The following is a 14,549-nucleotide window of genomic DNA, read 5'->3' as shown; positions in this document are numbered from 1 at the left end:
TGTTATTTATAGAATACAGCTTCGATATTGTTTCCATCAAAGTCGTGGAAAAATGCTGCGTAGTAGTTTGGGGCGTATTTTTCGCGTATGCCTGGACCTCCGTTGTCACTTGCACCAAGCTCTAGAGCCTTATTGTAGAAGTTTTTAACTTCTTCTTCGCTATTAACTCTAAATGCAACATGAGTGTTGTTTGGATTTCCATTAGCAATCCATAATTCTGGAGCAGTTTGTGAATCTTTGTTTCCAAACCCTACAGCTTCATCATAATCAGCCTTTTTTATAATTCCTATTTCTCCTAATACTTTTTCATAAAATTCCTTAGATTTTTCTATATCAGAAACTTTTAAAGTGATGTGATCTAACATATAGCCTCCTATTTTTAAGTTCCTATTTATTTATTACCCAGTAATTATTAAATTTTATATTTTTCTTTTTCTTCAAAATATAGGCTTGAGGATAATACAAATAGGTAAATGGAAAGGGCAGTTATTAAAATAAATCCAAGGTCACGAACCGGGTGAAAACTTGATAAGTCATAGCCTTTTATGAGAAAAGTTGCTAATACATAGGATAGAGGCAAACTTACTAGTCTAATTTTCTTATACTTATCCCATTTTCTAAAAATTGTAAATGATAAGATTAGTCCTAAGGCAAATAGACATAAAGCTATTTTTGTATAAGAAGCAAAGATTAATCTAGGCAAGGATAGGGATCCGGAATTTATTGTAAAGCCATGAGGGTCGTACAAGACCTTTGCTGCCTTATTGCCATTATTGTTATACAAAATTACATTGTAGTCTTTCTTATCAAGCGTTAAGACTTGCTTTTCTCCTCCCAATATCCTGTCTAGATAGGAATAACTTCCGTCTATGTAGAGAGTGTCACCATATTCTTCATTTGCGTAATCAGTGTAGATTCTTGTTACATCGTCTCTAAATTCATAGATTATCTTATCATCACTTGATGATCTTTTGATTAAATCCTTGTCATAATCTATTTGCCTAGGATTGGTTAAGAAGGAAAATATTATCAAAAGCACTGAAAAAACCAAAGATCCAATCATACGTGATCGATTTTTCTTGTTTTTCTCTATACTTTGGCTTACAAATTCTAAGGGTTGGTTATTTGTAACTTCATCATCATCCAGACTTTGATAGTAATCCCTACAAGATTTGCAAGTTTTTATGTGTTCTTCTACCAATTCTTTACTTTCTTTACTAGAAATCCCCTCTTTGTATAGGGGGATCAAGTCTTTTATAATATTACAATCCACAATTATCCTCCAAGATATCCTTTAATTTTTCCTTTGCCCTATAATAACAAACGCAGGCCCAGTTAGAAGTTTTCCCGTAGATTTTTCCTATTTCTTTAAAGGACAAATCATTTAACCTAAGCTTTGTAATAGACCTATAAGGTTCATCAAGCTTATCTATGGCATCATTTAGGACCTTTACATTATCGATTTCTATGAGATTTTCTTCAAAGGAATCGATGCCTTGGTCAAACTTTTCTATATCATCTGTTGACATCATTAGCTTATTTTTATTATAGTAATTAATGTAAGTATTTTTTGCTATTGTAAAAATATAGGCCTTAATATTTGTAGTTTTTTCTATTTTATTACTATTATTGATGACTTTTAGAAAAGTTTCGCTTGTTATATCCTGGGCTATGTCTTTATTTTTACTCAAAGAGAGCAAGAATCTATACACATCTTCAAAGTATATTCTATATATTTTTTCGATATCCATTTTGCCCTCCTCATATATAAGACAATTGAGATTAATATTTCTTACAGACACTCTTTGTGATATAATAATATTATCAAATATTAAAGGAGATGCCATGAGAAATAAAGAACTTTATGAAAGAATATTTTTACGAACAACAATTATTATTTTAACCATATTATTTTTATTATTTCTTGCACCAGCCCTATTAAATGCCCTCATGCCTATAATACTAGCTCTAGTAATAGTAGGATTATTGGCACCATCTATAAGAAAGATTGACCATATCCTACCAATCAAACACAAGGCGGTATCCTACCTGCTTGGTACAATCCTGCTCTTGCTTTTACTATTCTTCATGGTATGGTTCATCCAATTTATAGTAAATCAAGTATCTGGACTGGTAGGCAATATCATAAGCAATTGGGATAAGATTGTATCTTCTGTAAATACTTGGATCAATGATGCCAATTCACAGATTAACCTCATGCCAGACTATGTATCAAACACAATAAGGTCTGGACTTAAGTCTTTGTATGAATGGCTGGGAAGCTTGCAAAAAAACGCAATCAATATTACCTTTGGATTTACCCAAGCCTTTATAAATACATCCAATGAAATAATATTTTTTGTGATTACCTTTGTAGTAGCATTTTATATAATACTTGGCGATATGCAAAATGTTTCTGATAAATACCATCTATTGATACCAGAAAAGTCAAAGAATAACCTTTCTTTGATAAGGACTGTCTTTAAGAATTCAACCTGGAATTATATAAAGTCCCAACTAAAACTAGCCTTGCTGTGCACAATAATAATGGCGATTTTCCTGTTTTTCATAGGCCAACAATATTTCATACCAATAGCCCTAATATTAGGATTTGTAGACATACTTCCTATGATTGGTCCTATAATAGTCCTCTTGCCATGGTCAATAATAGAACTACTTATATTTGATAATACCTTCAAAGCCTTAGGACTATTGATTGTATTGACAGCTTGGACTGGGCTTAGACAAGTGATTTCTCCAAAGGTAATAGGAAGTTCTGCAGATATACACCCAATTCTATCAGTTATAGCTCTTTATGCTGGACTAAAACTTTTTGGAGTGATGGGAGCCATATTTTTGCCAGTTGTATTTATATTTATTGTAGGAATTTATAGGTCTGGAATAATTGATAATTGGATATATGATTACAAAGAATTCTTCAAATATGTATCCAATACTCTAAACATTGGCAAAAGAAATATAGATATTCCAGGTGATAATAATTAAAAATTAAGTATAGTGAACTTAGTGATAACAATTATCAATAGGAGAGATTATGGATAAATACAATGTTAAAATTTTAGATAAAAAAGAAGAATACAAATATGTATGGACATATACTTTGGAAAAACCAGAAGATCTGACCTGGGAGGAGGGATCAAGCTTCCACCTTGCCTTACCTGGCTATGATGAGGGTGAGGAAGTTAATAAAAAGCTAATCCATCACCTTAGTATAAATACTTTGATAAGTGAGGGCAAAATAAGATTTACAACCAAAATCCCAATAAGAAAGTCTCCATTTAAAAAAGTACTTTCAAATCTAGAAGCAGGAGATGTGGTGACAATCTTTAAAATCAAATCACATATGGCATTAAGAAGGGAAAATCTACCACTCATTGCCCTATCTCAAGGTCTAGCAATGTCAACTATCAGACCACTTATTAAAAAGTTTGAAGAAGATAGCTCAAATATCCCAGAATTTATTAGCGTAAATGTCAATGCCAAAGATACCCATCTATACGAAAGAGACTTTTCAAGTATTGATCACTCACTATTATTAAAATATTGGCTAGATAGTAGAAGCGACTACCTTGAAAAGATAAAAGACCTTGCACAAAATAAAAGTGATGGATATTTTTATGTAGTAGGTAGCGAAAACTTTGTTCTAGACACCCTTTATATATTAAGGGAAAATGGTATCAAAGATGATAAGCTAATAATTGACAAAAAGCCAGAAAAAAGAGAGATAATATTTAAAACTTTAGAAAACTATAAAATAATACTTTAAGAGAAAAAACTTCCAAGCATATTACTTGGAAGCTTTTTTTATCTTATCAAAACTAAGTATAATGGAAAAATATTCTCCATCGATATCTGCTGATATTTCCCCATTTAGCTTCTCGGCAAGCCCTTTACAAATGGCAAGACCAAGACCTGTAGATGAACCAGTTCTTGAATCACTCGCCTTGTAAAATTCCTTAAATATATCATCTTTGTTTATTATAAGATCGTCTTTGATTTTATTTTTACTTACAAAAATTATTTTATCATCTACTTCTCTAAGACTAAGATGAATTGGACTTTGACCATGTTCCAATATATTTTTGTAAATATTTTGAAAAATTCTACAAAGACCATCCTTGTTTGCCAATATAAAAACTTTATTTTCTGTAAAGTCTATTGTAGGTTCAATATTCCTTAATTTAAAATCTTCGTAGTAATTAAATAACGTTTCTAGGGCAAGAGATGTAATATCAATTTTCTCCATCTCAAGTTTGTATTCTTCTTCTTGAAGTTTTATAAAGGTAAATAGCTGGTCTAGGATATTATTTAGACTATTGATGCGATTTTTCATTATGGAAATATACTTTTCAAAATTTTCATTATTATTTTCAATGACTTGCAAATAACCATCTAGGGAAGTAAGTGGCGTCCTAATATCATGGGAGAGACCTCTAATAGTATTTTGCAGATATTTTTCCTTATTGATATAATTTTTTTCTTTACTATGGTAACTATCCAAAAATTCATTGATAACTTCTGAAAATTGGGCGAAGGGTTTTATTGATAATCCTGTACTTATTCTCATTTGTGTATTATTTTTAATTAGGAATGTAATTTGATCATTAATGTTATATATTTCTTTAATAATAAGTACATTTATTGATAGTGAGATTAGCAATAAGCTAATTAGAATCCAGATAGTGTACATAATATATTCCCCTTTTATATGTCTTTTTTATTTATTATAACAGAAGACATACACAAAGATATAACAGCAATAATTATTGCGACTATAATGGATCTTATTAGATCCGAATCTGTACTATTGAAGTTAGTTGAAATTATGTTTCCTATATTTACAAAATTAGAAAGTGTAAAATCATCGGATAAATTTTTAAACATAGACATAAGCTGATCTGCAAGTCCTATAAATAGTTTAAAAAGTATAGTTGGATACAAGAGGGTAAACATCAATGTCTTTGATGTAGAGCGACTTGCTGTAGCTACTAATAGTATTACTGCAAGGTAGGATATATGAGATATTAGCTCTACAAGAAGGATTTTAACTAATCTTGGATAGTCTGTAAACTTGAGCATTCCATTATTTATGTGTGGACCTGCGAGAGTTAGAATTACTCCGCTTATAGCAAAGCTTACTATAACAAATAAGGTTGCGGCAATAAAGGTTGCCATTATATATGATCCCTTATTTTTGCTCATTCCAATGAAATTTTTAACGCAACCATTACTATAAGGATTGGTAAAGAAAAGGGATCCAAATATTATTAGAAATACTAGATAGGTTGCTTGTGAAAATGAAGATATTACAAAGTCCTCACCACTATCAGTCAATGTTTCAACTTGGCTTCTATCAAACTCAACCTTGACACCATCGGTGTTGTTATTGCTAGTCTCTACAATTGTTTGATCTAAGTTGTCCATGTTTTTAGTAGTATAGTCAACTAAGCCAACTGTCATAAGAAATGTCAGTATAGCAGCTAAAAATATAAAATAAGAATATTTACTTTTGAAAATTCTACATAATTCCATTTTCATAAGGTTTAACATATTAAGCTCCTTTATTTCCCAATAATTTGATGTAGTATTCTTCCAAGGAGGTATTGTGAACATTAATATAGTTTATTTTAATACCTGCCTCATATAGACAAGATATTATATCATTTGTAAATTTGCTATCTATGTATATATGAATCATATTGTTATCCAGCAATTTATAAGGTCCGATCTTTCTTTCATCTAGAGCAAGGATAGTCTTTTTGGGATCATCAGTAAGGACTTCTATCCTGTCTTTGGTAGACTCTTCAAGTTCTTTTTTCGTAAAGTTTGCTACTAGAGATCCCTTGTCTATGATAGCAAAATTTGTTGCAAGCTTTCCTAGTTCATCTAATATATGTGAAGATATAAGAAAAGTTATATTACTTTCTTTGTTCAACTTAGCTATTATGTTTCTAATATCAATAATTCCTTGGGGATCTAGGCCGTTTATTGGTTCGTCTAGAACTACTATATCTGGATTACCAACAAGGGCTAGGGATATGCCAAGTCTTTGTTTCATTCCGAGGGAAAAATCTTTGATCTTTTTCTTGCCAACATTTCCAAGTCCTAACAAGTCTAGAGTTTCATATATGTACTTATCGCCTGCTAGTCCTAGGGACTTACCTTTAAGTAACATATTATCGTAGGCTGTCATAGTAGGGTAAGATCCTACATTTTCTATCAGAGCTGATAGTCTTCTTTGACTTATCTTATTGTCCTCGTTAGAATTAGAAAAAATTTGATAAGTTCCCGAAGTAGGTTTTGATAAATTAGCAATCATCTTCATAAAAGTAGTTTTACCAGCACCATTTTTTCCTATAAGGCCATATATATCTCCTTGGTTTATGGTTAAAGATATATTGTCTACAGCCTTGTAATTGCCAAAAGTTTTGCATAAGTTTTTTGTCTGTACTATTGGATTCATAATCGCTCCTTTCAAAAGTGTTTATCTTTGTCTATCTATATAATATATGAAAAATATTAATAAAGCTTATATAAAGTTTAAAGAAATCATAAAGATTAAAAAAACCATCATAAAGATGGCTTAAAAAAACTATTTTGCAAGTTTAAATCCTATTCCCCAAACCGTTTCAATATAATCTTCCTTGGTGTATTTTTTAATCTTTTTTCTAAGATTAGATATATGAACGTTTATAGAATTATCTGTAGGAAGATAATAGTCGCCTTGGCTATATTCATATATATTTTCTTTAGTAAATACTTGATTTGGATTTGAAATTAATAGTTCTAGGATTCTAAATTCTGTTTTTGTAAGAGAAAGAGCCTTATCATCAACATAAGCTTGGTAATTATCTATCCTTAAGGATTTATAGCTTAGGCTTTTACTAGCGGATGAAACATCACTTCTTTTTGTAAGGATATTTGCCCTAGCAAGGAGTTCCTCAACGTTAAAAGGCTTGGTCATATAATCATCGGCTCCACCCCTTAGTAGGGCAAGTTTTGAGTCCATAGAATCTTTTGACGATAGGATTAAGACAGGAGCATTGGTAACTTTTTTTATTTCTTCTATGACTTTCTCCCCAGCTAGTCCTGGTAGCATTAGGTCTAGGATAAATAAGTCAAAATCCTCCTTAATATATATGAGAGCTTCTGTACCGGAATAAACTTTCTTACAAGCAAAGTCATTTTTTGTCAAGACTTCAGAAATTATATTATTAATGTCATTGTCATCTTCTATGATTAGAACTTTTTTTGCCATATGTATCCCCTTTGTTTCTTTGATTAAAGTATACCACATATTAGCCTTTCTTATTACAATAGATAAATTTATTTAAACTAGTATATTTTTTATGATAAAAAGGAGTTTTTATGGAAAAAGTTGGTTGCTATATTCACATACCATTTTGCCAAAAAAAGTGTTATTATTGTGATTTTTGTGCCTATATGAATGTAGAGGATAGGATAGATTCCTATATTAAAAATTTGAAAAAAGAAATAAATCTTTACCAAGAAAGGCTTAGTATGGATATTGATTCCATATATATTGGAGGTGGTACCCCTTCTTATATAGATCCAGTCTATATAAAAGAGATTATAGATGAAGTAAGAAAATTTAAAATAAGCAACTTAAAAGAATTTACCATAGAATGTAATCCCAATTCCATATCTAAGGAAAAACTAGCAATCTATAAGGACATTGGTATTAATAGGATTTCTCTTGGTGTCCAGTCCTTTGATGATGAGGTACTAAGAGCCATTGGCAGAAATCATACAGCAGATATCGCTTTAAAAGATATAGATATGATTAGGAATGCTGGCTTTGACAACTTATCTTTTGACCTCATGCTAAATCTACCAAAGCAAACTTATGGGTCTATCAAAAATGATTTTTCTATGGTAAAAAAGATTTCACCTGAACACATTTCATGGTATTCCCTAATCATTGAAGAAGGTTCTAGATTTTATGCTTTGGATAAAAAGGGTAAGCTTTTCTTGATGGAAGATGATGATGAAGTTGATATATTTGAAGAAATTATAGGAGAACTTGATTCTTTTGGTCTTAAGCGTTATGAGATATCAAATTTTGCCAAGGAAGGCTATGAATCTTACCACAACAAGAAATACTGGGAGGGGAGAGGATATATTGCCTTCGGTATGAGCGGATCTGGATACCTTACTAACTACAGATACACCAATACTAGAAACTTTATCCATTATGGACAAAAGATTGATCAGGGAAATTTACCAATTGATGAGATTTCCTATATAGGTAAAGAAGATAAAGAAAAAGAATATATTATTTTTAAACTAAGGGAAACATCTGGTATAAATCTTGAGAATTTCAAAAAGCTATTTGGCCATGATTTTTTGCATACTTATAAAAAGGAAATTGATCAATTCATAGATGATGACTTTTTTGTCATAGATGAAAACTTCAAATTTAGCCAAAAAGGCATGAATTTGTCCAATGAATTTTATAGGTTAATAATTTAATTTTATTTGCTTGACAGGGGGTAATTAGCTAGTATATTATTATTAGCAGTCGACAGTAATGAGTGCTAAAAGGAGATAAAATGAATGATAGGAAGCTAAAAATATTATTCTCTATCATAAACTCTTACATCATTGACGGCGAGCCTATTGGTTCAAAATCTTTGGCTGATGAATACAATATGAATATTTCAGCTGCAACAATTAGAAATGAGATGAGCGCTCTTGAAAAGATGGGTTTTATAGAAAAAGCCCACACATCAAGCGGCAGGCTTCCTTCGGATAAGGGCTATAGATTATTTGTTGACTATTTATTGGCAAATGGACTTAATGAAAATATCCGCCCTAATCGAAGTGACAGGATGATAAGTTTATTGGACAAAAGATATCACAATGCATCTGACATTGTTGAGACTGCAACTAAGATACTAGCCGATCTTACAAATTTGACCGCAGTATCAGTCACATTAAAAAACCAGATCAAGAAAATAAATAATATGGAGTTGATAAGACTTTCTAGCAATCAAGTATTACTTGTGGCAGTCTTTGACAACGGCTTGATATTAAATGAGATAATCCGCTTGGATTATGAGATATCAACTGATGAACTCATATTTATTAACAATGTCCTAAGCGACACTTTAGTGGGATCTGATATTAAAAATGTTAACGAAAACCTAAAGAAACTTGAAGATAATCTTCTAAGTGAGTATAGGGATCTTATGGATAATATCCATAAAAGACTTGAGGGCAAATCTTACAATGACGCAGAAAGAGATGTTCAAATTGAGGGCTTAGGCAATATCTTCAACTTTAAGGAGTATGAAGATTTATCTAAGGCACGCGAGTTTATTAAGTTATTTGATAGCAAGGATAGGGTAAATAAGATAATTGCCGATAGAAACTACAATAACCTATATGTTTCTATAGGTTATGAAAATGGCCTTGATGAACTTAAGGATAATACTATCATCACATCATATTTTAAGGTCAATGATGAAGTAGTCGGACACATTGGTGTGGTAGGACTTACCAGACTTAATTACCTAGATGTGATATCAAATATAATAATGATATCAGATTTGCTTAATAAATAAAGGAGTTTGTAGTGGATAATGACAAAATAAAAAATGAAAATTTAGACCAGGAACTTGATGAAAATCTTGAAGATGAAATCATAGAAGATAACGATGATGAAGAAGTAATCGAAGCTGAAATAGTAGAGGATGATGAGGAAATTAGCGAAGAAGTTATTGAAGAAGACTTTAATGAATTTAAGGAAAAATACCAAAGACTTCTAGCTGATTTTACAAATTATAAGCAAAGAGAAGAAGCTAGCAAGGCTGACTTTAAAAAGTACGCTTGTTCTAATTTGGTAGAAAAGCTCTTGCCAGTTTTGGACAACTTTGATAGGGCTATAGCTAGTGCTAGCGAAGATGACCCACTTATAAAGGGTGTGGTTATGACTCGCGATGAGATGCTAAAAGTCCTAGAAAACGAAGGTTTGGAAGTAATTCCATCAGACGGTGAAGTTTTTGATTACAATGTTCACCAAGCAGTTTTATCAGAAGAATCAGACACTGTAGAAAGCGATCATATAATAGAAACCTTTCAAAAAGGTTATAAGTTAAACGATAGAGTAATAAGACCTGCAATGGTTAAGGTAGCAAAATAGGAGGCTAATTAATATGGCAAAAATTATAGGAATTGACTTAGGTACAACAAACTCAGCAGTAGCTGTTATGGAGGGTGGTAGCCCAGTAATAATCCCAAACAGTGAAGGTAATAGAACAACTCCATCAGTTGTAGCTTTCTCAAAAGACGGAGAAAGATTGGTTGGAGAAACAGCAAAAAGACAAGCTATAACAAACCCAGATAGAACAATTTCTTCTATTAAAAGAGAAATGGGTTCTGATTTCAAGACAGCAGAAATTGACGGCAAAAAATATTCACCAGAAGAAATTTCTGCAATGATTTTACAAAAATTAAAATCTGACGCTGAAAAATACTTAAACGACACAGTAACAAATGCAGTAATCACAGTACCAGCTTACTTTACTGATGCTCAAAGACAAGCAACAAAAGACGCTGGAAAGATTGCTGGTCTTACAGTAGATAGAATCATCAACGAACCAACAGCTGCTTCTCTTGCATACGGCCTAGACAAAGAACACGACCAAGCCAAAATAATGGTATATGACCTTGGTGGTGGTACATTCGACGTATCAATCCTAGAAGTAGGAGATGGTGTATTTGAAGTACTTTCAACTCGTGGTAACAACAGATTAGGTGGAGACGACTTTGATAACAAAGTAGTTGATTACCTATCAAGTGAATTCAAAAAAGAAAGTGGAGTAGACCTAACAAAAGACCTAACAGCTATGCAAAGACTAAAAGATGCAGCTGAAAAGGCTAAGAAAGAACTATCATCAACAATGACAACAAATGTAAACCTACCGTTTATCACAGCTGTTGATGGCCAACCTGTTCACTTGGATATATCTTTATCACGTGCAAAATTTGATGAACTTACAAAAGATTTAGTAGAAGCAACAAGAGGACCAGTAAATGATGCTCTTAAAGATGCAGGACTTTCTGCAAGTGGTGTAGAAAAAGTATTACTTGTTGGTGGATCTACAAGAATCCCAGCAGTACAAGAACTAGTTAAAAACATAATCGGAAAAGAACCACAAAGAGATATCAACCCAGATGAATCAGTAGCTCTAGGTGCTGCTATCCAAGGTGGAGTTCTTACAGGTGAAGTAAAAGACTTACTATTATTAGACGTTACACCACTATCACTTGGTATCGAAACCCTAGGTGGAGTTGCTACAAAACTAATCGAAAGAAACACAACAATTCCAACAAAGAAATCCCAAGTATTTACAACTGCAGCAGATGGACAAACAGAAGTAGATATCCATGTAGTTCAAGGTGAACGTGAAATGGCAGCAGATAATACAACACTTGGACGTTTCCAACTAACAGGTATACCTGCAGCAAGACGTGGAGTACCACAAATCGAAGTAACATTTGATATAGATGCCAACGGTATAGTAAATGTAACAGCAAAAGACCAAGGTTCAGGAAAAGAACAAAAGATTACAATCACATCAAGCTCAAACTTAACTGACGAAGAAATCGACAGAAAAGTAAAAGAAGCTGAACAATTTGCTGAAGAAGACAAAAAGAAAAAAGAAGACATCGATACAAAGAACAATGCAGAAAGTCTTGTTTACCAAGCTCGTAAAACTCTAGAAGATGCCAAAATCGAAGGCGCTGAAAAAGAAGAAATCGAAGCAAAAATCAACAAACTAGAAGAAGCTATCAATTCTAATGACACTGAAGCTATCAAAGCTCAAACAGAAGAATTACAAAATACAATCTATTCAATGAGTGAAAAGATGTATCAAGCTAATGCAAATAATTCTGAGCAAGCAGGCACTGATGATGATGTAGTTGATGCTGACTATGAAGTAATCGATGAAGATGAAGAATAATATATATTAGCAAATTAATATAGTTTGAGTATAATAACTTAAATAAAATTAAAAAGGCTATTTCATAACGAAATAGCTTTTTTTAAGTCTAAATAGTGGAGGGAAAATGCAAGATCCATATGAAGTGCTTGGCGTAAGCCGAGAAGCCACAGCAGATGAGATAAAAAGAGAATATAGAAAACTTGCCAAGAAATATCACCCTGACCTAAATCCGGGAGATAGCGAAGCAGAACAAAAGTTCAAAGAAGCAACGTTAGCCTACGAGATCCTATCAGACGAAGAAAAAAGAGCCCAATACGATAGATTTGGCGAAGCAGCCTTTACTAACGGTGGAGGTGGCTATAGTGGTGGATTTACTGGAGGCTTTGGAGACTTGTTTGGGGACTTATTTACAGATCTATTTTCAGGAGCTGGAAGTCAACAGACAAACAGACCCACTAAGGGTGCAGATATCCAACAAGTAGTAAATCTAACCTTTGCAGAAGCAGCCTTTGGAGTGGACAAGGAAATCCAAGTTCGTAGGGAAGAAATTTGTCTAACTTGTGGTGGATCTGGAGCAGAAGACGAAAGCTCCATCCATACTTGCTCAAAATGTAATGGTCAAGGTGTTGTAAACCAAGTTAGTCAAACACCTTTTGGCAGAATGAGTAGGACAGTAACCTGTGATCAGTGTCATGGAACAGGCAAGGTAATAGAAGAACCATGCAAAAACTGTCATGGTGATGGCAGGATTCAAAAGAGCGAAAGAATTAAGATTGAAATTCCATCTGGTGTTGAAACAAACAATGTCATGCGAGTTTCTAACAAGGGAGATGCTGGCTACAATGGTGGGCCAAATGGGGACTTATATGTCATCATGCATGTAGAAGAACATGACATATTCAAACGTGATGGCCTAGATATTTACTACGATATGCCTATATCTTTCCCAACAGCAGCCCTTGGCGGTGAGATTGAAATACCTACAATAAAGGAAAAGATGACCTTTGATATTCCAGCAGGAACTCAAACAGGCACTAAATTTAAGGTCAAAAAACAAGGAATTACAGATGCTAGGACTAATAGAACAGGCGACTTATACTTTTATGTCAAAGTCCTAACTCCTGAAAATCTTAACAGCGAACAAAAAGATGCCCTAAAGGCCTACGCCAACACTGTAGGTGCAGATGTCAAAGAACATCAGAAAGGCTTCTTCGAAAAACTAAAGGATTTATTTGATTAATGGCAAACACATTTAACATCATAACACTAGGATGTAAGGTAAACCAATACGAATCAGAAGCAGTAGAAGAACTATTTTTACAAAAAGGCTACGAAAAAGCTCATAGCAATGCAGACATATATGTAATAAATACCTGTACTGTGACCAATATGAGTGATAGGAAATCAAGGCAAATGATATCCAAGGCTCGCCGCGACAACCCAGATGCCATAGTTGCAGTAATGGGTTGTTATTCACAAGTAAAGCCAGAAGAAGTGGCCAAAATAGAAGGGGTAGATATAGTCCTTGGATCTCGTAACAAGGAAAATGTTGTGGACTTATGTGAGGATATACTACAAAATAAAAATGCCATCGATAAAATTATAGCCCCATCTGAAAGTAAAACTTTTGAAGAATTGCAAATATCAAATCAAACAGAAATGACCAGAGCCTATATCAAAATTCAAGACGGTTGCAATATGTACTGTTCATATTGTTTGATTCCCTATGCAAGGGGAAACATAGTAAGCCGTGATATCGACTCCATAGTAGAAGAAACAAAGAGACTTGCCGACAATGGCTTTAAGGAAATAGTCCTAACAGGCATACATGTTGCAAGCTATGGCAAGGACTTTGATAGCGATATTTCCCTAATAGATGTCATAGAAGCTGTGGCAAGTGTAGAGGGGATTTGCCGTATCAGACTTTCATCCATGGAGCCAAGGCATATAAGCCGAGATTTCCTAGAGAGAATGAAGGAAACTGGCAAGGCCTGCGACCACTTCCACCTATCCCTACAATCAGGATCTGATGACATCCTTAAGGCTATGAATCGCAAGTACGATAGGAAAATGTATAGGGAAAAAGTTGACCTTATAAGAGAGGTCTTTCCAAATGCTGGACTTACGACTGATATCATAGTAGGCTTTCCAAATGAGAGCGAAGAAAACCATAAAGAAACTATGGAATTTGTAGATGAGATTAAATTTGCCAAAACTCACCTATTCAAATATTCGCCAAGAGAAGGCACAAGAGCTGCCAAAATGGGTGGACAAATTGATGGAAATATCAAAAAACAAAGGCTCCACGACCTAGAAAGAATAGAAGAAAAAAATAGGATGGACTTTCTCAAAAAACAAATAGGAAAAGTTCTAGAAGTTCTTATAGAATCAAAATCTGACCTAGAAGGATACTCTGGAGGATATTCAACAAATTACCTAAAGGTAAATGTCAAAAATGATATAGAAGCCAACACTATAGTAGAGGTAAAAATCACCGATATCATAGAAGGTGAACTTGTCGGAGAAATTATCTAAAAAAACTAAAATATTAGATGT

15 protein-coding genes are annotated in these 14,549 nt (G+C 33.2%); 8 read left to right on the top strand and 7 right to left on the bottom strand.

Features of this window, described 5'->3' with window-relative positions:
* Positions 1–2 precede the first annotated feature (2 nt).
* The 3 genes from BQ7474_RS04940 to BQ7474_RS04930 are packed head-to-tail and all read right to left on the bottom strand — an operon-like array spanning position 3 to position 1,751.
* Positions 3–365 (bottom strand): VOC family protein, encoded by a 363-nt coding sequence (locus BQ7474_RS04940; RefSeq protein WP_073997867.1) that lies wholly within the window; start codon positions 363–365, stop codon positions 3–5.
* A gap of 47 nt (positions 366–412) precedes the next feature.
* Positions 413–1,273, bottom strand: coding sequence for a zf-HC2 domain-containing protein (locus BQ7474_RS04935; protein ID WP_073997866.1), 861 nt, complete (start codon positions 1,271–1,273; stop codon positions 413–415).
* Positions 1,263–1,751 carry an RNA polymerase sigma factor gene (locus BQ7474_RS04930; protein ID WP_073997865.1) on the bottom strand — a complete coding sequence of 163 codons (489 nt, stop codon included), beginning with the start codon at positions 1,749–1,751 and terminating at the stop codon, positions 1,263–1,265. The genes BQ7474_RS04935 and BQ7474_RS04930 overlap by 11 nt, the downstream gene beginning before the upstream one ends.
* 94 nt (positions 1,752–1,845) lie before the next feature.
* Here BQ7474_RS04930 and BQ7474_RS04925 point away from each other — a divergent pair, with 94 nt between their 5' ends.
* Complete coding sequence (locus tag BQ7474_RS04925) at positions 1,846–3,006, top strand: AI-2E family transporter (RefSeq protein ID WP_073997864.1); 1,161 nt, start codon at positions 1,846–1,848, stop codon at positions 3,004–3,006.
* 49 nt (positions 3,007–3,055) lie between these two features.
* The gene (locus BQ7474_RS04920) at positions 3,056–3,787 is read left to right on the top strand and encodes a hypothetical protein (RefSeq protein ID WP_073997863.1); all 732 of its coding nucleotides are present in this window, start codon (positions 3,056–3,058) and stop codon (positions 3,785–3,787) included.
* Positions 3,788–3,808: 21 nt separating this feature from the next.
* Here BQ7474_RS04920 and BQ7474_RS04915 read toward each other — a convergent pair whose 3' ends face one another.
* The 4 genes from BQ7474_RS04915 to BQ7474_RS04900 form a co-directional block, all read right to left on the bottom strand.
* Positions 3,809–4,711: a sensor histidine kinase gene (locus BQ7474_RS04915; RefSeq protein WP_073997862.1), complete on the bottom strand. Its 903-nt coding sequence runs from the start codon at positions 4,709–4,711 to the stop codon at positions 3,809–3,811.
* Between the two features lie 14 nt (positions 4,712–4,725).
* Entirely contained in the window at positions 4,726–5,571 is an 846-nt protein-coding gene (locus BQ7474_RS04910; RefSeq protein WP_073997861.1) for a hypothetical protein, read from the bottom strand.
* Between the two features lies 1 nt (position 5,572).
* On the bottom strand, positions 5,573–6,484 hold the full coding sequence (locus tag BQ7474_RS04905) for an ABC transporter ATP-binding protein (RefSeq protein ID WP_073997860.1): 912 nt from the start codon (positions 6,482–6,484) through the stop codon (positions 5,573–5,575).
* A 129-nt stretch (positions 6,485–6,613) separates the two neighbouring features.
* Positions 6,614–7,279: a response regulator transcription factor gene (locus BQ7474_RS04900; protein WP_082187885.1), complete on the bottom strand. Its 666-nt coding sequence runs from the start codon at positions 7,277–7,279 to the stop codon at positions 6,614–6,616.
* Positions 7,280–7,389: 110 nt separating this feature from the next.
* On the opposite strand from BQ7474_RS04900, the gene hemW reads away from it, so the two are divergent.
* The 6 genes from hemW (at position 7,390) to mtaB (ending at position 14,528) form a co-directional block, all read left to right on the top strand.
* Positions 7,390–8,514 (top strand): radical SAM family heme chaperone HemW, encoded by a 1,125-nt coding sequence (hemW, locus tag BQ7474_RS04895; RefSeq protein WP_073997858.1) that lies wholly within the window; start codon positions 7,390–7,392, stop codon positions 8,512–8,514.
* Positions 8,515–8,594: 80 nt separating this feature from the next.
* On the top strand, positions 8,595–9,608 hold the full coding sequence (gene hrcA / locus BQ7474_RS04890; protein ID WP_073997857.1) for a heat-inducible transcriptional repressor HrcA: 1,014 nt from the start codon (positions 8,595–8,597) through the stop codon (positions 9,606–9,608).
* Between the two features lie 11 nt (positions 9,609–9,619).
* Complete coding sequence (gene grpE, locus BQ7474_RS04885; protein WP_073997856.1) at positions 9,620–10,186, top strand: nucleotide exchange factor GrpE; 567 nt, start codon at positions 9,620–9,622, stop codon at positions 10,184–10,186.
* A 13-nt stretch (positions 10,187–10,199) separates the two neighbouring features.
* Positions 10,200–12,011, top strand: a complete 1,812-nt coding sequence (dnaK, locus tag BQ7474_RS04880; protein WP_073997855.1) for a molecular chaperone DnaK — start codon at positions 10,200–10,202, stop codon at positions 12,009–12,011.
* A 106-nt stretch (positions 12,012–12,117) separates the two neighbouring features.
* Positions 12,118–13,233 (top strand): molecular chaperone DnaJ, encoded by a 1,116-nt coding sequence (gene dnaJ, locus BQ7474_RS04875; protein WP_073997854.1) that lies wholly within the window; start codon positions 12,118–12,120, stop codon positions 13,231–13,233.
* Positions 13,233–14,528, top strand: a complete 1,296-nt coding sequence (gene mtaB / locus BQ7474_RS04870) for a tRNA (N(6)-L-threonylcarbamoyladenosine(37)-C(2))-methylthiotransferase MtaB (protein WP_073997853.1) — start codon at positions 13,233–13,235, stop codon at positions 14,526–14,528. Before dnaJ ends, mtaB begins: the two co-directional genes overlap by 1 nt.
* The last annotated feature ends 21 nt before the right edge of the window (positions 14,529–14,549 follow it).

The organism is Anaerococcus urinomassiliensis (assembly GCF_900128425.1).
Taxonomy (GTDB): Bacteria; Bacillota; Clostridia; order Tissierellales; family Peptoniphilaceae; genus Anaerococcus; species Anaerococcus urinomassiliensis.
The sequence above is the reverse complement of the archived record's forward strand: the minus strand, read 5'-3'. Positions and strand labels throughout refer to the sequence as shown.